Here is a 25323-nt window from a genome sequence, read left to right on the forward strand (position 1 = left end):
CCTTTAAGGCGGCAGCACAGGATTGGCAAGTGCGTTTTTCTATTTTTCCAATCCTGCGTCGCGGGAAAGGCCTGCGATCAGACTTTCACGTATTTGCGCCAGTCGTGCTCTTCCTTGAATCCAAGTACTTCGCGGATCTTGCGGTTGGAGAGCAGCCCCTCGTATTCGCCGATTTCGCGCGTGAACGGCACGTTCGGATAGAATCGCTTAGCAAGCTCCCTCGACGGCGTATTGGCCGAGACCGTGTCATTCGCGGCGTTGAAGACCTGGAAACCCAAGCCGTCCTTCTCAATGCAGAGATGGCAGATCTGCCCGAGGTCGCGGGCGTCGATATAGCTCCAGGCGATACGCTTACGCATTTCAGGATTAGCGAAATAGGTCGGGAACCTCTCGTACTCGTGCGGCTCGATGACATTGCCGATGCGCAGCGCGTAGATGTCGAAGCCGGAGCGTTCGGCAAAGGCGCGGGCCGTCGTCTCGTTCAGCACCTTGGAGAGACCATAGGAATCCATCGGATTGACGTCGTAGTCCTCCTCCAACGGAAACTGGTGGAAGTCGCGATGGCCTTCCGCAAAGCAGACGCCGTAGGTCGTCTCGCTCGAGGCGACGATGATCTTGCGGATGCCGAGCTTCACCGCCGCTTCGATGACGTTGTAGGTGCCCATCGTGTTGATGCGGAAGGTCTCGTTGTCAGGCTTGATGAGGATGCGCGGGATCGCCGCGAAATGCACTACTGCGTCGAAAGGCTGGACGCCCTTCCCTGCATCCATGTCCGGAAAGTCGCGATGCATCGAAAGCGCATTGAAGACCTGGCCGCTGTCGGTGATGTCGGCAATCAGATTGGTCACACCGGGGCTATCAAGCGGCACCAAGTCGACGTTGTGAACCTCGTAGCCGGCGTTAACCAGCCACGGCACCGAATGGCGCCCCGCCTTGCCCGAACCGCCTGTGAAGAGAATACGCTTTTTCATAGTGTCCTCCGCATATGAAATCGGAGGGATAGATAAACGCTTTGCACCCAAGCGCAAGACCACTGCTCGCATTGCGTTGGCACCATGGGCGACTTCCCCATTCACAAGAGCAGGCAAAGGAAAAGCCCCGCTGTTTCCAGCGGGGCCTTCTTAAATCCAGATAATCCGAAGATTACTCGACGATGGAGGCAACGATGCCTGCGCCGACCGTACGGCCGCCTTCGCGGATAGCGAAGCGCAGCTTTTCTTCCATCGCGATCGGAACGATCAGCTCGACGTCAACCGTGACGTTATCGCCAGGCATAACCATTTCCGTGCCTTCCGGCAGGGTGACGATGCCGGTCACGTCCGTCGTGCGGAAGTAGAACTGCGGACGGTAGTTGGTGAAGAACGGCGTATGACGGCCGCCTTCTTCCTTCGTCAGGATGTAGGCTTCAGCCTTGAACTTCTTGTGCGGCTTGACAGAGCCCGGCTTGCACAGGATCTGACCACGCTCGACGCCGTCACGGTTCACACCGCGAACCAGTGCACCGATGTTGTCGCCAGCCTGGCCCTGGTCGAGCAGCTTGCGGAACATTTCAACGCCGGTAACCGTCGTCTTCGAGGTCGGGCGGATGCCGACGATTTCGACTTCTTCACCAACCTTGACAATGCCACGCTCGACGCGGCCGGTCACGACCGTACCACGGCCGGAGATCGAGAACACGTCTTCGATCGGCATCAGGAACGGCTGGTCGATCGGGCGCTCAGGCGTCGGGATGTAGGCGTCAACAGCCGCCATCAGCTCGCGGATCGCGTCTTCGCCGATCTTCTTGTCGGAGTCTTCCAGAGCGGCAAGAGCCGAGCCCTTGATGACCGGAATGTCGTCGCCCGGGAAGTCGTAGGACGACAGAAGCTCGCGCACTTCCAGCTCGACGAGTTCGAGAAGCTCGGCGTCGTCAACCTGGTCAACCTTGTTGAGGAACACGACGATCGCCGGAACGCCAACCTGGCGAGCCAGCAGGATGTGCTCGCGGGTCTGCGGCATCGGGCCGTCAGCTGCCGAGCACACCAGGATCGCGCCGTCCATCTGGGCGGCACCGGTGATCATGTTCTTGACGTAGTCGGCGTGGCCGGGGCAGTCAACGTGGGCATAGTGACGGTTCGGCGTCTCATATTCGACGTGCGCCGTCGAGATGGTGATGCCGCGGGCCTTTTCTTCCGGAGCCGCGTCGATCTGGTCGTACGCCTTGAACTCGCCGAAATACTTCGTGATCGCTGCCGTCAGAGACGTCTTGCCGTGGTCAACGTGGCCGATCGTGCCGATGTTAACGTGCGGCTTGTTGCGCTCAAACTTACTCTTTGCCATTTGAATGCTTCCTGTGAACGAAATGGATGACCCCGGCGAACCGGTTTAGTGCCGCCGTTTAAGGCTTTCGTGGAAATTGCGCAAGACCTAATTGCGGACCGTATTCGCAGCCTGCGGGCGCATATGGGAAGGAGGTGCCGGATCGGCAATATCCACCGCAGATGGCAGCGAAAATATATTCGCGAAGAACGGGCGCGACCGGGACCAAGGATATGATACTATTTCATTTACTGCTCTCACGGGGAAGCACTGTCTGGAGACAACGCAATGGAACCAAAGGAAATTGCAAAGCGATCCGCGGGCAACTTTCTGATCTTTGCCGCTTGCGCATTCATATTGTGGATTCTTGCAGCTGCGATCGACTGGGTCGCGCAGATTGTACGCCTCTCCTCGCCTGAGCGGCTTCCAGCTTTGGCGACCTCGATCGTCAGTTCCTCGACGCTGCAGGCGATCGTCGCGATATGGCTGCTTACGGCGGCCTTCGCGATCGCCTTTCCGAAGATGCTGACGCCGCTTTCGACCACGACAATGCTGATGTTCGACGTCGGATACGGCATTCTCGGCGCGCTTACCGGTTTCGGTATCGCCATCGGTCTCTTCGGCGGCGGCTGGTCGATCCTGCTGCGCGCCGTGATCTACAGCGCACTGATTGCGATCGGGTTCATTGCCGTTCGCATCTGGCTTTCAAGGGAAGACCTCAGCGCTTACGGGCAGAGGCGATGGATGATCGCCGGCATCATCGCGCTCGCCTCGCCTTTTGTGCTTCTGTGGGGCTAGCAGCGCAAATCACACGCGCAGGTGCCGCGACAGCACTCTCCATATTCGGAATGAAATCAAGAAGGCGGACAGCCGAGAATAAGATGCTCGTTCTCTACCTATTTATTCCAGGTGCAACCGCAGTCTTTGCGGCGATGGGAATTGCCGCAATTTCCGGTCGCGCGACGGCGCTTCAGATCGCCGTTTATAGATTCGGTCTTATGCTTACCGCAGCGGTGGCTTGCTATGCCTTCGAAGGAGCCCGCGTGGTTCTCACAGTATGGCTCTTGTTCTGTCTGCCGGGTGCAGCGTTATTGATTTTCAGTAAAAAGGCGCTGGACTCTTCGGCACTCTATAAAATGACCGCAGCCTTTAAGGTGAGCCGCTTTGTTTGGAGAGGGTTTAGCAGTCGCGCTGGCGGGCGAGTTGTTCGCTGGTCTCGTCAGAGAGACACGCCGATCTAGGTTGACGGCAGCGCTCAGATCGCTAATCGCTCTCTATCACAGCGCCAATGGTTTCTGCAAAACTACTAAAGGTTGGAGCGGGTAGCGGGAATCGAACCCGCGTATTCAGCTTGGAAGGCTGCTGCTCTACCATTGAGCTATACCCGCGGGGTGGTTCCGATCCAATGACGAATGGTGGAGAGAGTTGGATTTGAACCAACGTAGGCTGAGCCAACGGATTTACAGTCCGTCCCCTTTAACCACTCGGGCATCTCTCCAGTCTTCTCGTCCGGATCGCGAGACCAAGCTCGTCAGACTTTCGAAGCGTTGCCGCCCCTCGGTCTGCGCCGCGTATATGACCGGACGATTTCCGCATGTCAACACGATGACGATGGAAAAAATGTGAAAAATTTCATCGACCGTGGAAAGCCGGGCTCTTGAAAGAAATCCTATGCGGAAAGAAGTGCCCTCGCTATAAAGCCGCATGAGCAAAGACAACAAAATCGGTGGCAAGCCCACCAACGACAAGTCCGCCAAGGACACACATTACGCAACCCTGCGCCGTGCGCATCGCGACAGCAAGCGCGAACGCGGCGAGATTCCGACACCTCCGCCGCAGAAGCGCCGGCGCGGCGCCGAGGACTGGAAGCCGCCGACACTCGCACCCGAGCAGGTCTATCTCTACGGCCTCCACACGGTTCGTGCAGCGCTCGACAACAAAGAGCGCAAGAACGTCAAATTGTCGGTGACCCAGAACGCGCTTGCCCGTCTCGAGATCGATGCCGATCAGCTCGGCATTCCGCTCGAGATCGTCGCTCCGCACGATATCGACAAGCTTCTCGGTCCTGACGCGATCCATCAGGGCGTCATGCTGGAAACGCGGCCCCTTCCCGTTCGCCGGCTCGAAGCGCTGAAAGACAGTCCGCTGCTTCTCGTGCTCGACCAAGTGACCGATCCGCACAACGTCGGCGCCATCATGCGTTCCGCCGTGGCCTTCAATGCCGGTGCCGTCATTACCACGCAACGCCACAGCCCGACCGAATCAGGCGTGCTGGCGAAATCAGCCTCCGGCGCGCTGGAACTCATCCCCTATATCCAGATCACGAACCTTGCGGACGCGCTTGGCGAACTGCACAAGCTCGGCTTCTTCACGATCGGCCTTGATTCGGAAGGTCCCGCCCCGCTCGAAGGTACATTCTCAGGTGAGAAGGTGGCGCTGGTGCTGGGCTCCGAGGGCAAAGGGCTGCGGCAGAAGACACGCGAAACCGTCAGCGCACTTGCAAGGCTCGACATGCCGGGCGCCATCAAGTCCTTGAATGTGTCCAACGCGGCGGCGATTGCTCTCTATGCGGCAAGGCTGCATTTGAAAGTATGATGCAATCGGCGGCGGATCGCGGCAACACGGGAATGCCACGATCCGCCTCGTTCTTCGATCGGCGGCGCTCTTTCTTGCCAATTTGCGCGCTGAGCGACGAGGCAAACGCGAACAGCAATCTCGCCCTGTCGCCGGCCGGAGACTGCGCGACAGCCATTGCAAGGCTCGATCCTTGATCTTCCACATTGAGGGCTTCCGGCTCGTACTGATGAGCGCCGACAGAGCATCCCTTTCATCATGGGGAACCACCGCAGCTTCGGGAAAAGCAAGGAGGAAGGCGGCAAACCATTGCTGATGATCAGAAAAAAGCTGACTCGCCTCGGTTTTGACTCTGCCGTTTTCTATAGCTGTCCCGTACGCGAACAGGAGGAACGTACCCCATATGGCCATCCGCTCCCTCATAGTCGGCACTCTCTTCGTCGCTGTATTCGTCGCCATCATTCTCAGCATCGCTTGGATCGACAAGTCGCAGCCAACGCACGAACCCGCTCCGCTGGCGCCCGCCCCTGAACGCCCCATTCCAACACCCACCCAATAGATCGTCGAGTCGTCGGGGAACCGACGGTCGCCCCCCCCCCCGAGTTTGCCACGCACGATTTTCAGGGAGAGAACCGTGCAGTGGTGATGGCCGTCATTGTTTCATGGTTGCCTCGGTGCTGAGCATCGCAATCATGTCGCCATCAGGAGCCAGTGAGACAGGCCCTGGAGACGCGTTGCAAGCAAGCGTGCGGCAAACTGCTCAGAATTGGGCTTGCGAAACCGACGCCGTCTATCTCGTTGCGCTTGCCAATCTCCGGCGGTCAGGTGGCACCCATGAAATCAACATCGCGCCGATTTCTTCTTTACAGGACGGCAGAATCTGGTACTTGGCAGGCATCGCCCTTGTAGCTCAGTTGGTAGAGCACCTGATTTGTAATCAGGGGGTCGCGGGTTCGAACCCTGCCGGGGGCACCATCTCTTGAGGAGACCGGCATCCTATTCCGGATGTCGTGATCTTCTCGGTCGTCTCGAAGAAGCCACGGATTTCGTTCCGTGGCTTTTTTCGTTGCGGGCGAGAAGCGATCAATGTCTCGACCGCACTGCCGGGAGAACCGACAAGGAATCCATTTTACGCCGATGGAGACAAAGCCTTTGTAGCTTCACGGCTATGGGTCGTCGCTTCACCAAATCGTGGCTTTCGAACTCAAAAACGTAGCGATTTCAGGGTTTGCATTTTACGGATTTGGGCCAACCTTCATCTCTTATTGCAGCCGTGGTTGTCCCAATCTCTGAAAGTAAGACAGGATCCGTTCAAAGTGGTAGCGCGTGTCCTCTAAACTGGTAGACTCTACCAACGGAGCCATCGTAGTCGGATGACGGGCTCGCCCAGGGGCCGAAAGCTCTCATCGTTGCCTGACATTTCCGCGGTAAAGGTTCTGGGTTCACTTGCTTGCGTGAGAGTGACCACGCGCGCGGAATCTGACCGATGAACTGGGAGGCCAGAGGATGTTTCAAAAAATAGTAGCGTCGGTCGTGATCGCGATGTTTGTTGCAAGCTGCACAGCCGTTTCGGGCTCCTATCAGTCGGAAGGCTACGCGCCTATTCCCGGCAGCATCACTTACGGCGGCCAGCCTCGAACGAAGATCACGAGGTCGCCGATCGGCTCTTCGTTCCCCCATACGTTCACGGATCAGACAGGGCGCGAGGTCGAGGAGATCTATATCATCCAACCGGATCGAACTCTGCTTATCGCCCAGCGACACTATCGGCCATTTTTGGCCTGGAGCAGGAACTAGGGGGCCGTGCCTCAGAGGCAAGCGCCCCCGAACGTTCACCTCCAACTTCTTCCAGGCCTTTGATCTTGAGAGACCGGGCATCCGGTGAACCCGTTTGACGCGCCTCGTAGCCAGCGAGAAGGCCGCCGTCGACAAAGCGGTCTACCTCGCCCAGCTCCGCTTGGCTTCCTGCTCATTGGGCACGACAGCGGACTTTTTCTTCAAGCAATGCCGTCACAATAAGCTAAATTAGGGAATAGCGCTGGATCCCGGCGCATTCACCAGTCTATATGGATTGGTCAAAGCCGCTCCCGGGAGTGCAGGCTTCTCAAAATACCCCTGCTGTTCCTTCGTAGTCTCACGGCTGATGCGAGGCTTGGTCCACTTGCGTGCAATCGACACGACGATCTGTCTAGCGGTTTCCTCCTCGATATCGAGGGGTCCTGCCGGCGGATCCTCAGGGCCGCCCCTCGGCGGTACCGCCGTGCAGGTCAGCACGTATGCGCCGTTCGGCTTTTAGATGCGAACAGGATCGCGTTGCCCGGCTACAAGGTAGTACCCGCTCGAGTGATCCACGGGCCATGCACCGAGTTGGAAAAGCGGCTCCAAAACGCGCCTTTCAGCGACGATACCCTGGATTCGGATCCGCGGTTTCACGTACTTGGACCCGTCTACGATGGCTAACGCGGACGCCATCGATCTCTGAGTTGACCAGCGAAATCGGCCTCTACCCAGAGGAGCGACTCCCTACCTCGTCAGACCCGCTTGCCGATCCAACTCAAAACTTCGTCATGTTTGCCGCAGGTGGATTGGGTGACCGCACGAGGGTCTTCTTGTATTCCGCCACTGCCTTCAATATCGGCCCTAAAACCCAGTCGTACATTGCGCCGATATTGTGCTCCTGTTGCGGGTCGGCCTCGATGTTGAATACCGGGGATAACCGTTCATGGGTGCAGCGCTTGCACCTACGCCTCCCATCAGGATTGCCCCGCCCGCACCGCTGCGGCCCGGCGCTACGTCAGCAAAATAGGCCCGGAACTGCTTCCAGCGAACGGCGACCAGTTCCGAACGCACGAAGGTCAGCAAATGCTGGCGCGCCCCGTTGTCATCTTCGCCGAGCAGGAGTTTGCTCTGGTCGACGCAGTCGATCGGCCGGTTGTCCGGAATTTTGCCGCCCGCAATATGTGCGAGGGTCGGGAAGAAGTCCATGATCGAGAACATTGCGTATAAGGACCGCGGCTTGATCCGTTGCGGCCAGCGGATCATGGCGGCGGCGCGGATTGCGCCTTCGCTCACTTCGCCAAGCGCGCCGCGGCAAGGCCCGGAGGCTCCCATGTCTGGCATGTCGGCGCCGAAGCGGCTCGCGCCAGGACCGTCCGGTCCGTTGTCGGAGGCGACAACGACGATGGTATCCTCCTCTGCGCCAAGCTGCTTCAACGCGTCAAGCATCGTGCCGACTAAGGCATCGCCCTCCAGCAGGGAGTCGCCAAACTGGCCGATACGGGACGCGCCTTCGATGACTGGTGCGCCTTTTGACCCGCGGTCGTGGAGATCTTTCCTCGATCCAGAGTTCACGATCCGAGCGCCCTTTCGACCGCGTCGACAAGTACGGCCGCCGCGAACGGCTTTCGCAAATATGCGATGCACCCTGCCTGCTCTGCCTCGGTTTTCAGGCGAGCGTCTTCGAGGGCGGTAATGAAGATCACCGGCAGCTTCAATCCAGCCACTTTCACCCTCCGCTGTAGTTCGATGCCGGACATGCCGCCCAGGTCGATGTCCAGCACGAGGCAGCCGATCGGCGTCTCTGGATCACGGCCGAGAAAGGCTTCCGCCGATGCATACTCCATCGCCAGAAACCCGTAGGCATTGAGGAGCCGCCCGACGCTTCGACGTAGGCTCGCATCATCATCGACGACTGCGACAGTGCGGCGCAGCTTTCCCACCTCATGCCCCCCATTCGTGACAATACGCGAGATACGCAGTTGCCTGTCATTGTAGGTGCGTCGGCGGTTGCTTGATATTGCCCTAAGGGGATGGTCGCCCGATCACTCCCAGAGAGCACTGCGTCCGCGGTCGAGGCCGATGTCGGCGGCGATCGTGACAACCTCCGCCAAAGACTTTGCTCCGAGCTTCTCCATAACCTGATGGCGGTGCACCTTCACCGTCCGCTCCGAAATGCCAAGGGCATAGGCGATCTGCTTGTTGAGCTGGCCACGGATGATCAGCCCGAAGACTTCCGCTTCGCGCGCGCTCAAGCTCGCCATCAATGTCCTCAGCTCCTGCAGACGCTCGTGCTCGGCCCGCCGCCTTTCATATTGAGCCAACGCGCACTCGATCGTTTCCATCAGGACGGCGACCGAGCTCGGCTTCTCCAGGAAGTCCTGTGCGCCCGCCTTCATCGCGTCGACGCCGGCCTTTATGTCTCCTTCGCCGGTGAGGAATACGATTGGCAGTAGCGGCGCCAGCTCCCACAACCGGCGCTGTATCTGCAGGCCAGACTGGCCGGGCATCTGCAGGTCAAGGAGAACGCAGCCCGGCTCGCAGCTTGGAAGGCAGGCGAGAAACTGATCTCCGGATTCATAGGCCTCGACCTTCACGCCGTAGGCGGAGAGCAGCCGTGCAGTCGCCGTTCGGTAGGATTTGTCGTCATCGACGATATGGACGACCGGTTTCATGAGCCTCGCTCCTCCCGTCGGGCCAGAGGCAGGACCACCCGGAAGATGGCGCCGCCTTCAGGCCGGTTGTGCGCAGAGATCGTGCCGCCATATGTCTCGACGATGGCGCGCGCTATGGAAAGACCCAACCCTGTCCCTGCCTTCTTGGTCGTATAGAACGGCTCGAAGATGCTGGACAGGCGTTCTTCGGGAATGCCGTTGCCTGTGTCGACCACACAGAGCTCGGCCCTCTCCTTCGCAATTCCTGTTACGAACGTCAGGATTCTTCTGGCGCAATCGGCGTCCATCATGGCGTCCATCGCGTTGGTCGCCAGATTGAGGACGACCTGTTGCACATGAACTTTGTCTGCCCGAACCGGCAGCTCGGTCGTCGGCTGTTTCGTATTAAGCGTAATCCCTCTGCGATCAGCCTCGCCGTGCATGATGTGGATCGCGCTCGACGTGATGTCGTTCAGGTCGAATTCCTGCCAATCAATCTCACGTCTCTTCTTGAGCAATCCTCGCATCCGGCCAATGATGTCGCCCGCACGCTGATCGTCCTCCTGTATGTCGAGAAGGATCTGCTGAATCAACTCCAGATCGGGGTTGCCACTTCGAAGGAGCTGTGACGCTGCCTCGGCATTGTTTCGAATTGCCGACAGGGGCTGGTTTAGTTCGTGGGCGATCGATGAAGACAAGGCGCCGGCCGTTGCGGACTGGTTGAGGTGGACAGCTTCGAGCAGGTGAAGGCGAGACATACTCTCTGCATCCTGGCGACGACGTCGCTCGAGCAGCAATGCAGCGATAACGCCGGCCTGCATTAGAACGACGCCGAGCGCCACTGTTACCGCCAGCCAGTGTTCTTCCCACAGGCTCTTCTCCTTGTGCATCTGGACGGTACCCGGAGGAAGGTTCCCCTCCGCAAGCCCCCAACGTCGGAGTTGTCGAGAATCTACGATGTTTATCTGGGGTGCCTGGATATCGGACACCGGTCGGCCGGCTATGACATCGACGACAAGATTTCCGACGGTCCGGCCCAAAGCGTCAAAGGTGACGGTATTGCCGCCGACGATGCCATGGTCGATGTAGGTCTGATAGGGGCCATAGACAGGCGCGCCGGCCGTTGCCGCGATCAGCTTGATCGCCTCGCGCGGAATGAAATTCCGCCCTGCCCGATCCTTAAAGACCGTCAACGCCAAGATAATGCTATCGGACGGGACATGCGATGCACGTTCGACAAATTCCTCGATCGTCAGATCTTCAAGGTACGTCGTTTCGTATGATTTGGAGAACTCGTCAAGATCGGCGTGCGCCGTCGACAACCATCCCCGGTCGAAGTCCGACGATCCACCGATGATATACAGGTAACGGGCATTGGGCTGCAGTTTGCGGGCCATTTCGGCCGTCTTCAAAATATCGAATGTGGCGAACGCGCCGATCACGTCATCGGGTAGATCGATGTTCTCCGCGGTGGAGCTGCCGAAGCCTGCGGCGACTATCTTCGCACCGGGAGCGATCCTTCCTCGGTTCGTCGATATGAAGCTGGCAGACTCCTTGCCAAGTGCGACGATCACGTCCGGGCGACGAGCGGCATACTTCTCCGCCAGATATCGGCCCATGCGTACGACATGATCGGCTTCCGGAAACCTCGACAGATCAAGAAACTCCGAAAACAGATCGATCTTGCCCTCAGTCGCTTCCAGCAGGCGGCTGCGCAATGCTTCTCCGGCAGCGGTCGTTGCCGCGATCCGCTCATCATAGGGATAAAGTATGAGAACCCGCGGCGGCCGATCGAGGAGTGCATGCGACGTTTCCGAGGCAACGGCGTAGCACCCGCAAACAACCGCTGAGACAGCGATCGCCAGAACGGCGGCTCCTTGAAATCTAGCGGAACAACTGCATCCCCAGCCCATCAGACTTCCCCCAGATGCTCGGCGAACATAACAGCTTCACGCTGTGGTGTCATCCGGACAATTGCTACTCCGGATTGTTCCGAAGTCCGCAGATTCCCCAAAGGGCAATATCGGGGGAGAACCTTATTCGGTAGAGTTGGGCGGCGCCGGATAGAGTGCAACTCGGCGGGCGCACTCATCTGGGAGTACATCCTATGCTAGCCAGCCCCGACCTCCGCAAAACGGCACGCGGCGTGATGCTCGTGCTCGCCGCCACACTTTTCCTGGCGGCGTCCGCCTCCGCGCAGAGCGATCCCCTGTCCTCCTGGAACGATACCGCGCCCAAGGCAGCTATCGTCTCCTTCGTCGAGAGGGTAACCAAGCAGGGTTCGCCCGATTTCGTCCCGGAAGCCGAACGCATCGCCGTCTTCGACAATGACGGCACGCTGTGGGTCGAGCATCCGATGTACACGCAGCTTGCCTTCGCCCTGGACCGCGTGATGACGCTCGCTCCGCAGCATCCGGAATGGAAAAATGTACAGCCGTTCAAGGCGGTGCTCGAAGGCGATATGAAAACGCTTGCGGCATCGGGCGAAAGAGGCCTCCTGGAACTCATCATGGTCACCCACGCGGGACTGACGAACGACGATTTCCAGAAGGTCGTCACCGATTGGCTTTCAACGGCACGGGACCCAAAATTCAAGCGGCCCTACACCGAACTCGTCTACCTGCCGATGGTGGAACTGCTTTCCTATTTGCGCGCCAACGGCTTCAAGACCTACATCGTGTCGGGTGGTGGCGTTGAGTTCATGCGGCCATGGACGGAGAAGGTCTACGGCGTCCCGCCGGAGCAGGTCATCGGTTCCTCGATCAAGACCGAGTTCAAGATGCAGGACGACACGCCGACCCTGTACCGTCTGCCGGAAGTCAACTTCGTCGATGACAAGGCGGGCAAGCCGGTCGGAATCAACCAACAGATCGGCCGTCGACCGATTGCAGCGTTCGGCAATTCCGACGGCGATCTCGAAATGCTGCAGTGGACGACGATGGCGGGCGCGCCTGCGCGTCTCGGCATGCTCGTCCACCACACCGATGCGCAGCGCGAATACGCCTACGACCGTGATACCGAATTCGGCCGCCTCGACAAGGCGCTGGATGCCGCCGCGATCACCGGCTGGACCGTCATCGACATGAAGGCCGACTGGAAGCAGATCTTCAAGGACTAGGACCGTGCGCCTGGGCGGCGTGCCAAATGCTTGAGACATCACACTTCAACGACGTTCACCAAGGGTGACGGGCTTCCTGCCCGTTCCAACTGGGAGGATAGATGCCATGAAAGTCGACCGTTTCACCACGCTGATCTTTGCCGCAGGTTTTGCGATGACGACCGCTGCCTTCGCACAGGATGCGCCGAAGAAGCCGCACGTACCGCTCGAAAGGGCAATTGGCCAAGTCACGCCGACAGGTCCGGTGCCGTCATTGGCAGTGATCAATTCGGCTGGTGCCAAAATCGAAAACGGAAAGCTCGTTCTGACCGGCGTCTCGGCCAACTCGATCGTCTTTGCCGACCGGCCGGTGCGCGCCGCCGGCCATGTGACGACCGAACAATTCATCATGCAATGGGACGACGGCAAGGACAATTTCGCCGTCGATCCTCCGAACGCGACGGTATCGGTGCTGGGCGGCGGATCTGACGTCAGCGACGCCGTCGTCACGCTGAAGACTCCGAAACTCGACGGCACGACGCTGACATTCGACATCGCCGTTCTGGAGGGAAGCCTAAGCGGTGCGACTGGACCCGCGGCACTCTTCATCGATCACTTCGGTGGAAGTTTCGGAGGAGGTGGTTTCGGTGGCTTCCATGGAGGCGGTTTGGGCGGCGGCAGCTTCGGCGGCGGCGGTTTCCGTGGCGGAGACTTCGCGGGAGGCGATTTCCGTGGCGGCTTCCGTGGAGACGACGTGCATATCGGCGACACGAACATCAACCGTGTCGGCGGCACCTACTGGCATGCGCCCGTCTACCATGGGGCTTGGTATCGCGGCGCTCCCGTTGCCGCGGGCGTGGTCGCCGGCGCAGCCATCGGAGCGGCGGCAGCCCGCCCCTACTATCCCTACTACAATTCCTACGACAACAACCAGCAATGCGGCTACTATCCCTACCCGCCATGCTATTGATCTTCCATCTGCGTCACGAAGGCGGCGTGACGCTTCCAAACCAGCTATCATGGAGCGATCGAGTGGCAGGATCTGTTCGGTCAGAAGCGGAAAAGGGATTGGTCCTCCTCCTGACCCTATTGTTCCTGTCGCTGGCGTTCAGCGGGCAGAGCCTTGCTACCGAGAAAATAGCGACGTCCGCTCCGGATCCCCGGTTGTCGATTCATGAAGGTTTTGTCGACGAAACGACCTGCGCCTCCTGCCATGGCGATCAGGCGGCCGCTTTCGCAAAATCCCACCATGCCAAGGCCATGGCGCTGGCGACCGACGGCACCGTCCGCGGCGATTTCAACAATGCTCGGTTTGAACACGACGGCATTGTCACGACGTTCTCTCGTCGCGAAGGCCGGTTTTTCGTCAAAACGGAAGGGCCGGATGGCAACGAAGGCGAGTTCGAAGTCAAATATACCTTCGCCTATGAACCGCTTCAGCAGTACCTCGCGGATATAGGAGGAGGACGGCTGCAGGCTCTCGACATAGCCTGGGACACGGCCAAACGACAGTGGTTCTGGCTCGGCAACGACGCCCCGGCCAAGCCCGGTTCGACATATCATTGGACAGGCTCCTTCTACCGCTGGAACCGCACCTGCATCGACTGTCATTCGACCGATCCTCAAGCGAACTTTCAACCGGCGGCGAACGAATACAACTCGACCTATGTCGCCACCAGCATCGGCTGTCAGTCCTGTCACGGTCCGGGTGCCGAGCACGTCGCATGGGCGCAGTCCAGCGACGCCTCGTCAGCCGACAAGCCAGACCTGGGCTTGCCGAAGGCCGATGCAAGCGTCTGTTTTGCCTGCCATGCAAGACGGACCAAGCTCTTGAGCGGCTACGATGCCGGGAAGCCTTTTCTCGACTACTTCTCCCCTGCACTACTCCGACAGGATCTCTATTTTTCAGATGGGCAGATACTCGACGAGGTCTTCGAGTATGGCTCCTTTCAACAAAGCAAAATGGCAAGGGCGGGGGTGACATGTCTGGACTGCCATCGGCCACACGATGCCGGCCTGAAGGCCGAGGGCAATGCGCTCTGCGCGCAATGCCACGCGGAAACCAAACCTGAGCGCTTCGTCAAGCAGGATCCGAGTGGCCTGTTCGACGCGCCTGTTCACACCCACCACCCGGTCGGTTCGGCGGGAGCTCAATGTGCCAATTGCCACATGCCCGAGCGCATATACATGAAGGTAGATCCGAGACGCGACCACTCGTTCGTCATCCCTCGGCCAGATCTGTCGACGACATTCGGAACGCCGAATGCATGCACGACGTGCCATGCTGAAAAGGACAATGCCTGGGCAGCCGAGAACATGGACAAATGGTATGGAACGAAATGGCGTCAACGCCCCACGATCACCCATACTTTCGCCGGAGCCGCAAACGGCGATCGGACAGCCGTGGAGGCGTTGCGCAAGCTTGTCAAGGATCGGGAACAGGCGGGGATCGTCAGGGGTAGCGCAATCGCTAGAATGAGCCGGATCGGCGGAGTGGATACAACCGCGGACATTCGGGCCGCGTCAACAGATGCAGATCCCCTTGTGAGGCTTGGCGCCGCAGAAGCAGCAAGCAGCCTCCCGCCAGAACACAGGCTAGAGGCGATCGGCGACCTGCTCAGCGATGACACCCGCGCTGTGCGTGTCGCGGCCGTCACCGCTCTCGGCAGCACTCCTGCCGACCTCTTCGGCAACCAGCGAGGCAGCTTCGAGAAAGCGGTCGAAGACCTGCGCGCCTACGTCGATACAAATGCAGACGTTGCGGAAACGCAAAGCAACTATGGTGTCTTCCTGTTCGGCCAACAGCGTATTCCAGAGGCCGAAGCCGCCTTCCGGCGGTCGATTTCTCTCGACCCTACCCTAGAAGGTTCGCGTGTCAATCTCGCGGAGTTTTACCGTGCCATCGGACGGAACGACAAATCCGAGCAAACCTATGCCGAAGCAATTTCAATTTCGCCCGAACGGGCAGATTTGCGCTACGGACATGGTCTCTCGCTGGTTCGCGAAAAGGCGCTGACCGACGCGATCGCAGAACTCGAGGAAGCGGTCCGGCTTGACGCTGGAAACTCCCGCTACCAGACGACGCTAGCAGTCGCCCTCGATTCCGTCGGCAGGACCGAAGACGCCCTGAACCGTCTCGATCGCTGGGCGGCGACGGGAGACGCAGCCATCATCGGCCTCGCGCTGCAATATAGTTTCAAGCTTCAGAGGCTGCCGGAAGCGTTGCAATTTGCCGAACGAATGGCCCAACTGAGACCCCAAGACCAGCAGATCTTGGATCTGCTCAGGCAGTTGCGCCAGGCAGTCAACCAAAAATAGGCGTACAGCTTGCGGAAATTCACCTCCTGTTGCACAGTCCCGACTCGGGATCAGTGCTGGGTTCAAACGAGATCGGGGGATTCTCATGAAGGCCATTCACTTGCATGCGATTGTCTTGCTAGCCGGCGTCACAGCCGCAACGATCGGCAACGCCGCCGATATGACGCCTCTCGCGCCGGAGGCGAAGACGGTCGAGACCCGGAGCGGCTGGGAGTTCACGGTCGCGCCATACTTCTGGGCTGCCGGGATTTCCGGAGACGTACGGCAATTCGGGCTTCCCGAAGTCAACATCGACGCCGATTTCGGCGACATTCTCGACAATCTCGACTTCGCCTTCATGGCGACAGGCGAAGCACGATATGACCGCTACAGCATCGTCGGCGACGTGATCTACGTCAAACTGGGGGCCGATGCGCACACGCCCCGTGGCATCTTTGCCGACAGCGTCGACGTGACGTCCGAGACCTTCGCAGGACTTCTCGGCGTGGGTTACGCCGTCCTCGAAGATCAAAATGGCCACCTTGACGTGTTCGGCGGTATGAAAGTCTGGTCGGTCGAGACGGACATCTCCTTCAACGGCGGACTTCTGGCCGGTGTGGAGCGGGAAGACAGTGCCACGTGGGTGGACGCGGTCGTCGGCCTGCGCGGGAACTACTTCTTCACCCCGGAAATCTATGTCACGGGATGGGGACTGGTGGGCGGCGGCGGTGCCGACGTCGACTGGGACGTGGGCCTCGGCCTCGGTTACAAGTTCAACGACACCATCTCGGCGGTGGCCGGATACCGCGCACTGGGCGTCAACTACGAGAACGACGGGTTTGTCTTCGACGTTGTCCAGCAGGGCCCGATCATCGGGGTTTCGTTCCACTTCTAATGAGGGCGAGAGCGCCTTGAGCAGTTCGGCGATCAGCGCAGCTGACGGTCGTCGTGCTCTCTTTGCGATAGCCGGATGTCCTGCAGAAATCGGACGAGCGACCCCGCCAGGAAGCAAAGTGCCGCAATGAATAGTACGGCGGCGCCTGGTTCGTGGCGGTATCCCAAAAAAGCGATGACGAATCCGAATAGGAGGAGAAGCGTCACGCCGATCCCGGCAAGGACGGCCATGTGCAATGCTCTGTTCAAGAGCAGTTCCCGCCGCCTCAGCTCCCCGATTTCCTGCTTCAGCCACACTCGAGAGACATCACCTTCATCGATCTCGCGGAGGCTTCTGATCCGCTCGGTTACGCCGGAAATCCGATTGACCAGAATCGCCACCATCGCCGCGACGGCATTGAGCACGAATGCCGGCGCGACCGCGTGATTGATCATTGTTGAAAGCTGATCAGCTTCGACTGACATACAGGCACCTTCGATCTATACGGACGAATGGACGACCGCGCCGTGGAGGCGCTACGGAATCACATTGACTGCACGCGCGGCCACGAGCACGAGTGTCAGCAGTGAAATGGCACTTTCGAGCATCATCAGCCCCTTCGCACGCCGGGTGAGCGGCAGCACGTCGGTAGGACTGAACGCGGTCGCCGTATTGAATGCGAGGGAAAGATAATCGAGGTAGAGCGGTCGCCAGTCCGGGGGCGCCAGTTCGGGAACCGAAGCCTGGGGAAAGAGCCAGTCGGGCGTTCCAGCCATCCCACGCGCGATACGCGATGGGCCACCCGCGTCGATCTGCCAATAGAGCAGCGAGAAGGTGAGCACGTTGGTGATCCAGATGGTAACTGAAGACGTCAACAGCGACACTGATCGCGTCTCGGGCGGGTGGATGGTGATGATCCCAACCATATCTCCGAGTTCTGCCGCCGTATTCCCTGCATAGACGCCGGCAAGCAGCATGATGGCGACGTGCTCGATGCGCAGCCACATTGCCTTGTCGGTCGACACCGTCACCATGATCATTGGAACGATAGCTGCAATCAGGACCGCGTATGACACCCATCGCGGCATGGCATAGACGTGATGCGGCAGCACGTCCAAAAGGGCGAACACCGCCAGGATCGCCATCACAGGAGGCCAGCGTGGTTCGTCGCGACCTGCTTGGATGAAATCGCTCATCGTTACGCCCTCAGTCGGCCCCAAGGCCTGACAGATAAAGCACGGAGCGGACGCCCCGAAGGGCGTCGGCTCCGACGTCGTTACGCTACTGCGCGCATCAATCGTGACCTGTCTTCATTTCCCGGACCTGCTGCATCACTTGCTCCAGATTGTAGCTTGCAGGGCTCTGAAGCGGCGGGAAGTCGATGTAGGTCTCGAGATGCTTCAGCCACAACTGCTGGCCGATGGGCAGGATGTTCCAGTCATAGACATAGGCGGTGGACGGTGACGCGATGGCGCCGCCTGTACCGAAGAGCGTCTTCAACTGTTCTCCGACCGAGGTTTCGAATGGGTCGCGCTTGATGTTGACGACCTGCGTCCAGGCGAACGGCCTCACCCCGGCAATGAATCCAGCCGGATCGTCGGAGACCATGGCGAAGTACATCTTCCAGTTCTTGTAGCGGACAGCCGACGGCTCCTTACCGGAATAGTACAAGAACGAGTCGCGCGCGGATGGCGACTTGCCTTCCAGGAAGTCGCGCTGGTCGATCCCGTCGAGCGTGGTCTTGACGATCTCCGGATACTTGCCCGCCTCGATCTCTTTCTTCAGGCCGTCGCCCTTCGGACCGCCTGCGATGTTCACAAAGGTCGGCAGCCAGTCGAGCGCAGAGAACATCTCGTTCTTGACTGTGCCGGGCTCGATGTGCCCCGGCCAGCGAACCAGAAGCGGCGCACGCATGCCGCCTTCCCAGGTGCTGAGCTTTCCGCCCTTGAACGGGGTTGTGCCGCCATCTGGGAAGGTGATCGTCTCGGCACCGTTGTCGGTCGTAAAGACGACGATGGTGTTGTCGAGTTCTCCCATCTCCTCGAGCCTCTTCAAAACGTAGCCGATATTGTCGTCCATCTGCTTCATGCCGGCTTCGTTGACGCCCCAGTCCTTGCCGCCGGGCTCGCCGACCATTGCCAAGTACTTGTCAGGCAGCACGGTGGTGATGTGCATGCGGGCCGGGTTGTACCAGACGAAGAACGGCTTGTTGGTCTTCTTCGGGTCATTGCGGTCGAGGAAATCGATGACCTTGGCCGAGATCTCCTCGTCAATCGTCTTGGAGCGCTCAAGCGTCAGAGGCCCCTCATCCTTGCAGCTTTGGTTCGCCGGGGATCCGTCGGACGATTTGCACGCAAGCATCGGACGCGGCGGCGTCAGGCAGGTCGTGGTTTTTGGGTCCACCGCCGCCGGGTCTTCCGCTATCCCAGGAATCGGCGTGTTCCTGCAAGCTGGTGCGATCCCCTGCTCGGTTGCGGTCTTGTTGATGTCGGGGAAGCTTACCCCCTGCATGGCGTCGAGGTGATAGAGGTAGCCCCAAAATTCCTGGAACCCGTGTGCCGTCGGCAGGGATTCGGTGGTATCTCCGAGATGGTTCTTGCCGAACTCACCTGTCGAGTAGCCGAGATCATACAGAAACTTGGCGAGGTGAGGCGTGCCGGCCCGCAGGTAGGACGGGCTTCCGGGAATCTCCGGCAGAACCATGCCGACGCGCACCGGCTGCATGCCGGTGATGAACGCGGTCCGCCCTGCCGTGCAGCTCTGCTCGGCATAGTAGGTCATGAACTTCGCCCCTTCCCGGCCGATGCGGTCGATATTGGGCGTTTCACCGACCGCAAGACCTTGGTGATAGATGCTCGGCTGCATCCATCCGATGTCGTCACCCATGATGAACAGGATGTTGGGCTTCCTGGTCTCCTGCGCATGTATTGCCGCCGTGCTCGCCAGCAGGCAACCGGCGACGGCAGCCGCCGCTGTGCATATCTTTGCCGTTCGTCTCATTTCTGATGCCTCCCTCAAGGGACTTCGCGTGGATGGCCACGTTGGTTGAAAAGACGTGTCAAAGCAGAGGAGACAATTCGGAGAGCTCCAAGTTGCAACTCAGCAGAATGGAGCGAAATAGCGCTCATGGCGCGCATTGTTGCCCCTCGACTTGCCGAAAGAGGGCATGTCCACTCTTCCACATATTTTCTACATCGTATCAGTGGGTGCAGATATTGCCCTTTAGGGAATCCGAATTCGGCTTGGCAGTTGCTCCGCCCAGACGAGCGTGAGGCCGAAATCGAGCTGGGGTGTCCTTCCTCCGGGAGCCTCTCGTCGCAACAGATGTTAGCACTGTCCCTGCAGTGAAAGGCGGCGAACGCGACTCCCCCTATTCAATCGCCCTTCAGCCACCAGCCAGGGCTTCATGGGCTTGTCCGGCAGGCGGGCCGTGAACCGCAGTGCCTGCGCGGAAGAGAGCGGCCACGAGGCGTCGGGCGGGCGTGATCGCGACTCTTCAAGTTGACGTTGGCTTCACCCGGCGCCGCAGATGCACTTGACAAAATCGGCTTTTGTTGGCGCCTAGACGCCAAGACTATGTTATCGTTCATTGAATACAACAAAGGAATTACATGGGCCGTTCATTTCAGACGCTTTCCTTCCTTGCCTCCTCGGCAACCGAGGCGCTGGCGGCGCGGGAAGAGCTGATTCGCATCTATGGCGACGTGCCCCCTGATGATGCCGACGTGATCGTCGCCCTTGGTGGCGACGGCTTCATGCTGCAGACCCTGCACAGCACAATGAATTCCGGCAAGCTTGTCTACGGCATGAATCGCGGCTCCATCGGCTTCCTCATGAACGACTACCGAACGGAGAACCTGCAGGATCGGATCTGCGCAGCCGTCGAAAACGCTTTTCACCCGTTGCAAATGACAACGGCGAATTCAGACGGCACGAATTCGACAGCACTTGCCATTAACGAGGTGTCGTTGTTCCGGCAATCCTACCAGGCCGCCAAGCTGCGGGTCGAGGTGGACGGCGTCGTCCGGCTCGACGAACTCATCTGCGACGGTCTGATGGTGGCAACGCCCGCGGGTTCGACGGCCTATAACCTCTCGGCCCATGGGCCGATCCTGCCGCTTGACGCACCTCTTCTGGCGATGACTCCGGTCAGCGCGTTCCGGCCGCGGCGTTGGCGCGGCGCGCTTCTGCCAAACAAGGTGACGGTCGATATTCACATCCTCGAGGCCGAGAAGCGCCCGGTCAACGCGGTTGCCGACAACACGGAAGTCAAATCGGTGCTTCACATTCGCATCGCTCAGTCGGAACATACCACGGCGCGCATTCTTTCCGATCCTGATCGATCATGGTCCGATCGAATTCTTGCCGAGCAGTTTGAGGACTGAGAGATGAGTCTGCGACGAACGACGCTTTGCGCACTGCTGCTCGCCGCGATCGCACTCTGCGCTCGAACCGCTGCGGCCGAAGACGCAACCCTGCCGGCTTCGATCATATTCGCGACAAGCACGGGTTACTGGGAGGACGACGGCACGACGCCTGTCGTCCAACGGGCACCTTCAGCTCCTCGGACCTCGGCGGCAGCTGCCGCTCCGGCAAAACCGCGCCACGGCTATTACAAACTGTTTGCTGTCAGGCAAACAGACCGGACGGCCAAAATCTATCTGCAACAGATCGAACAGGGCGCTGGTGGGCCTGCGATTGCCTCGACCGTGGAATTGCAGGAACTCAACGATCTAAAGCCATATGTCACCGACATCCGGCCTGAAAGCTCATCCGGCATGCTCAAGGAGCCTGGCCTTTTCGCAATGGTCTACCTAAAGACCGACCCGGATGCGGAATCGGAAACGTGGACAGTTGTCATCGACGAATTCGGTGAGGTTACCGTTGGCAAGGCAAGCAACTAAAGCGTTGTTGCTGCTCTTCCGCACGAGAATCCCCAACAAGCAGGCTTTTATGATTGAATCAAAAAAGGCCCCTTTCGGGACCTTCTTCAAATTCACACTTCGGAGTGATCAGTCGACGTCGTCTACGACCGCGTCCGGCTTGCCGCTGATGCGGTGGGCGAGCGCCGCTTCCATGAACTCGTTGAGTTCACCGTCCAGGACATCGCCCGGCGCCGTGCTTGCCACACCGGTGCGCAGGTCCTTGACCAGCTGATAAGGCTGCAGAACATAGGAGCGGATCTGGTGTCCCCAGCCGATGTCGGTCTTGGACGCCGCTTCCGCGTTCGCTGCTTCTTCGCGCTTCTTCAATTCCGCCTCGTACATGCGGGCACGCAGCATGTCCCAGGCCTTGGCACGGTTCTTGTGCTGCGAGCGTTCCTGCTGGCAGGCGACCACGATACCCGTCGGAATGTGCGTGATGCGCACGGCCGAGTCGGTCGTGTTGACGTGCTGGCCACCCGCGCCCGACGAACGGTACGTGTCGATGCGGCAATCGCTTTCGTTGATCTCGATGTTGATCGAGTCGTCTACGACGGGATAAACCCAGATCGACGAGAAGGACGTGTGACGGCGCGCGTTGCTGTCATAGGGCGAAATTCGAACGAGGCGATGAACGCCCGACTCGGTCTTCAGCCAGCCATAGGCATTGTGCCCCTTGACGAGCAGCGTCGCGGACTTGATTCCTGCTTCTTCGCCATCGTGAACTTCGAGAAGCTCGACCTTAAAGCGTTGACGCTCCGCCCAGCGGGTATACATGCGCAGAAGCATGTTGGCCCAGTCCTGGCTTTCCGTGCCGCCGGCGCCGGAGTGAACTTCGAGATAGGTGTCGTTGCTGTCGGCTTCGCCCGAAAGCATCGCTTCCACCTGACGGCGGGCAGCCTCAGCCTTCAATCCCTTGAGGGCGTCTTCGGCGTCCTTGACGACGCTCTCATCGCCCTCTTCCTCGCCCATCTCGATGAGCTCGATATTGTCGGTGAGCTCTTGCTCGAGCTGCCTCACGCCATTGATGCCGTCATCCAGCTGCTGGCGCTCGCGCATCAGCTTCTGTGCTTCCTGCGCATCGTTCCAGAGGTTCGGATCCTCTGCCTTGTTGTTCAACCAGTCCAGTCGTCTTACCGCCTGGTCCCAGTCAAAGATGCCTCCTCAGCAGGGTGATAGCCTGCTTGGTTTCATCGACCATGTTCTGGATTTCCGCTCGCATTTTCCTGCTTCTTTGCGTTGCTTCGAAAGTTGCCCGTCAAATAATTGTGGCGGCTGCGGATGTAAAGAGCCGCAGCCGCCACAACTGTTCGGGGGAAGGTTTAGTAGAGTCCGCCAGCGCCGGACTGCACGGCCTGATTGGCCTGCGGAGAGGTCTTCAAAATCTCCTCGGGCGCCATGGTGTTGTCCATGCCGATAACCGAGAAGCTGTCGGCAGGACCAGTGCCCGGCTTGAAAGCTTCGATGATCGTGTTCGGATCGCCCTGCGCCGCAGCCATGCCGGTCTTGCGGTCGATCGGAATGAGGTTCATCCCGGCGGGAATGACAAACTTGGACGCCGGCATGTCCTTAACGGCTGCCTGCATGAATTCGTTGAAGACCGGCGCCGACAGCGAGCCACCCGTGCCACCGCGGCCGAGCGTCGAAGGCGAGTCGAAGCCGATATAAAGACCGGCGACGAGATCCGGCGTGAAGCCAACGAACCATGCGTCCTTCTCGTCGTTCGTCGTACCGGTCTTGCCAGCAACGTCACGCTCACCGAGATCGATCTTGCCGGCAGCGGTACCACGCTGCACGACGCCCTGCAGCATCGAGGTGATCTGGTAGGAGGTCATCGGGTCAAGAACAGTTTCGCGATTGTCGACGACGTTGGGCTCGTCCTGGTTCTGCCATTCGCTGGCATTGCAGCCCTCGCAGACGCGCTCCTCGTGCTTGAAGATCGTGCGGCCGTAGCGATCCTGGATCCGGTCGATCAGCGTCGGTTTGATCTGCTTGCCGCCGTTGGCGATGACCGAATAGGCCGACACCATGCGAAGGACCGTGGTCTCGCCGGAGCCCAAAGACATGGCGAGAACCGGCATCATGTGATCGTAGATACCGAAGCGCTCGGCATATTCGGCAACAACATTCATGCCGAGGTCGTTGGCAAGACGCACCGTCATGCGGTTGCGCGAGTGCTCGATGGCGAAGCGAAGGGTATTGGCGCCACCGCCCTCGCCTTCATAATTGTCCGGCGCCCATACCTGGCCATTGCCGGTCTGGATCGAGAGCGGGTCGTCGCTGACAACTGAAGCCGGCGTATAGCCATTGTCCATGGCCGCCGCGTAGACGAACGGCTTGAAGGACGATCCCGGCTGGCGCATCGCCTGGGTCGCGCGGTTGAATTCCGACTGCGCGTAGGAGAAGCCGCCGACCATCGCAAGCACGCGACCGGTCTTCGGATCCATTGCGACCAGGCCGCCCTCGACCTTCGGCGGCTGGCGAAGCCGGTAGGAATTGGAACCGTCGTCGCCCAACCGCTCGACGTAGACGACATCGCCGGCGGACAGGACGCCCTCCGGCGACTTGACCGTCTTCCGGCCGGCAGCCGAGCGATACGCCCATTGCATGTTCTTGGCCTCGATGACACCGCGCTCACGCTCGGCAGGAATCTTGCCGGCGCCGTCTTTCGGCGGCTGAAGTCCGATGTCGACGCTGTCGCCGGAAACGGCCAGTACAACTGCCAATCGCCATTCGGACACGTCGGTCAGCGCCGGAATATCGGCCAGCGCCTTGCCCCAGTCAGCCGTCGTGTCGATCTGCTTGATTGGGCCGTGGAAGCCGCGGCGCTCGTCATAGGTCGTCAAGCCGTCCTGCAGCGCCTTGCGCGCGAAGACCTGCAGCGCAGGATCAAAGGAGGTACGAACGGACAGTCCGCCTTCGTACAGCATCTTCTCACCGTACTGCTCGATCAACTGGCGGCGGACCGCCTCGGCGAAATAGCCGGATGCAAAGAGCGAAGGCCCGCTGCTGCGACCGGTAACACCAAGCGGCTGCTTCTTGGCCTCGGCACCGTCAGACTGGCTGACATAGCCATTTTCGACCATGCGATCGATGACCCAATTACGACGGGTGACCGCTGCTTCGGGATGGCGGAATGGATGATAGTTGGCCGGGCCCTTCGGCAGGGAGGCAAGATAGGCCGCGTCGGCGATCGTCAGTTCGTTCACCGACTTGTTGAAATAGGTGAGCGAGGCGCTCGCAATACCGTAGGAGTTCAGGCCGAAGAAGATCTCGTTCAGGTACAGCTCAAGGATCTTGTCCTTGCTGTAGGCTTGCTCGATACGGAAGGAGAGGATCGCTTCCTTCGCCTTGCGCTCCATCGTCTGTTCGCTGGAAAGCAGGAAGTTCTTGGCGACCTGCTGCGTGATCGTCGAACCACCCTGCGTCGGACCGCCGGTCAGGTAGGCAACGACTGCGCGCGCAAAGCCAGTAACGTCGATGCCGGGATGCTGATAGAAGTTTTTGTCTTCCGCAGACAGGAATGCAGCCTTGACGCGATCGGGAACCGCCTGAATCGGCAGGAAAAGTCTGCGCTCCTTGGCGTACTCCGCCATCAGCGCACCGTTGCCTGCATGCACGCGGGTCGTCACCGGCGGCTCGTAGCTGCTCAGCACTGCGTAGTCTGGAAGGTCCTTCGTGACGGTTGCCAGGTAAACGGCAACAACAGCCGCCACGCCCAGGAACAGGACGCAAGCCACTCCGAAGAAATATCCAAGAAGTCTAATCATATTTAAGCTACCGGTATCTCAATCATCGATCGGCGCGAGCATAACCATCGCATGGATCGGG

21 protein-coding genes and 3 tRNA genes are annotated in these 25323 nt (G+C 59.5%); 11 read left to right on the forward strand and 13 right to left on the reverse strand.

Annotated features, from left to right (window positions below):
* Positions 1–77 precede the first annotated feature (77 nt).
* Both FHX09_RS18720 and tuf read right to left on the reverse strand, forming a co-directional pair.
* Positions 78–971 carry an NAD(P)-dependent oxidoreductase gene (locus tag FHX09_RS18720; protein WP_007791986.1) on the reverse strand — a complete coding sequence of 298 codons (894 nt, stop codon included), beginning with the start codon at positions 969–971 and terminating at the stop codon, positions 78–80.
* 172 nt (positions 972–1143) lie between these two features.
* Positions 1144–2319 (reverse strand): elongation factor Tu, encoded by a 1176-nt coding sequence (gene tuf, locus FHX09_RS18725; protein ID WP_018857113.1) that lies wholly within the window; start codon positions 2317–2319, stop codon positions 1144–1146.
* 267 nt (positions 2320–2586) lie between these two features.
* Here tuf and FHX09_RS18730 point away from each other — a divergent pair, with 267 nt between their 5' ends.
* On the forward strand, positions 2587–3096 hold the full coding sequence (locus FHX09_RS18730; protein ID WP_132592282.1) for a hypothetical protein: 510 nt from the start codon (positions 2587–2589) through the stop codon (positions 3094–3096).
* An 83-nt stretch (positions 3097–3179) separates the two neighbouring features.
* The gene (locus FHX09_RS18735; RefSeq protein WP_132592280.1) at positions 3180–3539 is read left to right on the forward strand and encodes a hypothetical protein; all 360 of its coding nucleotides are present in this window, start codon (positions 3180–3182) and stop codon (positions 3537–3539) included.
* 73 nt (positions 3540–3612) lie between these two features.
* On the opposite strand, the gene FHX09_RS18740 is transcribed toward FHX09_RS18735, so the two are convergent.
* Positions 3613–3686 (reverse strand) — tRNA-Gly (locus tag FHX09_RS18740).
* Between the two features lie 25 nt (positions 3687–3711).
* A tRNA-Tyr gene (locus FHX09_RS18745) sits at positions 3712–3796 on the reverse strand.
* Between the two features lie 206 nt (positions 3797–4002).
* On the opposite strand from FHX09_RS18745, the gene rlmB reads away from it, so the two are divergent.
* The 3 genes from rlmB (at position 4003) to FHX09_RS18760 (ending at position 6669) form a co-directional block, all read left to right on the forward strand.
* Complete coding sequence (gene rlmB / locus FHX09_RS18750) at positions 4003–4893, forward strand: 23S rRNA (guanosine(2251)-2'-O)-methyltransferase RlmB (protein ID WP_132592278.1); 891 nt, start codon at positions 4003–4005, stop codon at positions 4891–4893.
* Positions 4894–5771: 878 nt separating this feature from the next.
* A tRNA-Thr gene (locus tag FHX09_RS18755) sits at positions 5772–5847 on the forward strand.
* 531 nt (positions 5848–6378) lie between these two features.
* Positions 6379–6669 carry a hypothetical protein gene (locus tag FHX09_RS18760; protein ID WP_007791497.1) on the forward strand — a complete coding sequence of 97 codons (291 nt, stop codon included), beginning with the start codon at positions 6379–6381 and terminating at the stop codon, positions 6667–6669.
* An 843-nt stretch (positions 6670–7512) separates the two neighbouring features.
* Here the strand turns inward: FHX09_RS18760 and FHX09_RS18765 are convergent.
* From FHX09_RS18765 to FHX09_RS18780, 4 genes are all read right to left on the reverse strand, one after another.
* Positions 7513–8223, reverse strand: coding sequence for a sulfatase-like hydrolase/transferase (locus FHX09_RS18765; protein WP_165933144.1), 711 nt, complete (start codon positions 8221–8223; stop codon positions 7513–7515).
* Positions 8220–8591: a response regulator gene (locus FHX09_RS18770; RefSeq protein WP_007791502.1), complete on the reverse strand. Its 372-nt coding sequence runs from the start codon at positions 8589–8591 to the stop codon at positions 8220–8222. Before FHX09_RS18770 ends, FHX09_RS18765 begins: the two co-directional genes overlap by 4 nt.
* 102 nt (positions 8592–8693) lie before the next feature.
* A complete protein-coding gene (locus tag FHX09_RS18775; protein WP_132592274.1) occupies positions 8694–9323 on the reverse strand; it encodes a response regulator in 630 nt (209 codons plus the stop codon).
* Complete coding sequence (locus FHX09_RS18780; RefSeq protein ID WP_184450499.1) at positions 9320–11215, reverse strand: HAMP domain-containing sensor histidine kinase; 1896 nt, start codon at positions 11213–11215, stop codon at positions 9320–9322. The genes FHX09_RS18775 and FHX09_RS18780 overlap by 4 nt, the downstream gene beginning before the upstream one ends.
* A 194-nt stretch (positions 11216–11409) precedes the next feature.
* On the opposite strand from FHX09_RS18780, the gene FHX09_RS18785 reads away from it, so the two are divergent.
* The 4 genes from FHX09_RS18785 to FHX09_RS18800 all read left to right on the forward strand — a co-directional run bounded on the left by FHX09_RS18785 (position 11410) and on the right by FHX09_RS18800 (position 16591).
* Positions 11410–12420 carry an HAD family hydrolase gene (locus tag FHX09_RS18785; protein WP_132592270.1) on the forward strand — a complete coding sequence of 337 codons (1011 nt, stop codon included), beginning with the start codon at positions 11410–11412 and terminating at the stop codon, positions 12418–12420.
* Positions 12421–12526: 106 nt separating this feature from the next.
* On the forward strand, positions 12527–13369 hold the full coding sequence (locus FHX09_RS18790; RefSeq protein ID WP_132592268.1) for a hypothetical protein: 843 nt from the start codon (positions 12527–12529) through the stop codon (positions 13367–13369).
* Positions 13370–13431: 62 nt separating this feature from the next.
* Positions 13432–15717 (forward strand): tetratricopeptide repeat protein, encoded by a 2286-nt coding sequence (locus FHX09_RS18795; protein WP_183722213.1) that lies wholly within the window; start codon positions 13432–13434, stop codon positions 15715–15717.
* Between the two features lie 85 nt (positions 15718–15802).
* Complete coding sequence (locus FHX09_RS18800) at positions 15803–16591, forward strand: hypothetical protein (protein ID WP_132592264.1); 789 nt, start codon at positions 15803–15805, stop codon at positions 16589–16591.
* A 32-nt stretch (positions 16592–16623) separates the two neighbouring features.
* Here the strand turns inward: FHX09_RS18800 and FHX09_RS18805 are convergent, their stop codons facing one another.
* The 3 genes from FHX09_RS18805 to FHX09_RS18815 form a co-directional block, all read right to left on the reverse strand.
* Positions 16624–17055 carry a DUF2721 domain-containing protein gene (locus FHX09_RS18805; protein WP_132592262.1) on the reverse strand — a complete coding sequence of 144 codons (432 nt, stop codon included), beginning with the start codon at positions 17053–17055 and terminating at the stop codon, positions 16624–16626.
* A 51-nt stretch (positions 17056–17106) separates the two neighbouring features.
* On the reverse strand, positions 17107–17766 hold the full coding sequence (locus tag FHX09_RS18810; RefSeq protein WP_132592260.1) for a hypothetical protein: 660 nt from the start codon (positions 17764–17766) through the stop codon (positions 17107–17109).
* A gap of 97 nt (positions 17767–17863) precedes the next feature.
* The gene (locus FHX09_RS18815) at positions 17864–19570 is read right to left on the reverse strand and encodes an arylsulfatase (RefSeq protein ID WP_132592258.1); all 1707 of its coding nucleotides are present in this window, start codon (positions 19568–19570) and stop codon (positions 17864–17866) included.
* Positions 19571–20181: 611 nt separating this feature from the next.
* Between FHX09_RS18815 and FHX09_RS18820 the strand changes: the two genes are divergently transcribed.
* Together FHX09_RS18820 and FHX09_RS18825 are read left to right on the forward strand one after the other, a co-directional pair.
* Positions 20182–20955 (forward strand): NAD kinase, encoded by a 774-nt coding sequence (locus tag FHX09_RS18820; protein WP_132592256.1) that lies wholly within the window; start codon positions 20182–20184, stop codon positions 20953–20955.
* A gap of 3 nt (positions 20956–20958) precedes the next feature.
* Positions 20959–21474 (forward strand): hypothetical protein, encoded by a 516-nt coding sequence (locus FHX09_RS18825; protein WP_132592254.1) that lies wholly within the window; start codon positions 20959–20961, stop codon positions 21472–21474.
* 108 nt (positions 21475–21582) lie between these two features.
* Here FHX09_RS18825 and prfB read toward each other — a convergent pair.
* Both prfB and FHX09_RS18835 read right to left on the reverse strand, forming a co-directional pair.
* Positions 21583–22714 (reverse strand): peptide chain release factor 2 gene (gene prfB, locus FHX09_RS18830; RefSeq protein WP_132592252.1). Its coding sequence is split into 2 segments (ribosomal slippage): positions 21583–22644 and positions 22646–22714, totalling 1131 coding nucleotides; the frame shifts between segments, so codons are not numbered across the junction.
* Between the two features lie 100 nt (positions 22715–22814).
* Complete coding sequence (locus FHX09_RS18835) at positions 22815–25262, reverse strand: penicillin-binding protein 1A (protein ID WP_132592250.1); 2448 nt, start codon at positions 25260–25262, stop codon at positions 22815–22817.
* Positions 25263–25323: the final 61 nt, after the last annotated feature.

Origin of the sequence: Rhizobium sp. BK538 (assembly GCF_014197575.1) — a bacterium.
Classification (GTDB): Bacteria; Pseudomonadota; Alphaproteobacteria; order Rhizobiales; family Rhizobiaceae; genus Rhizobium.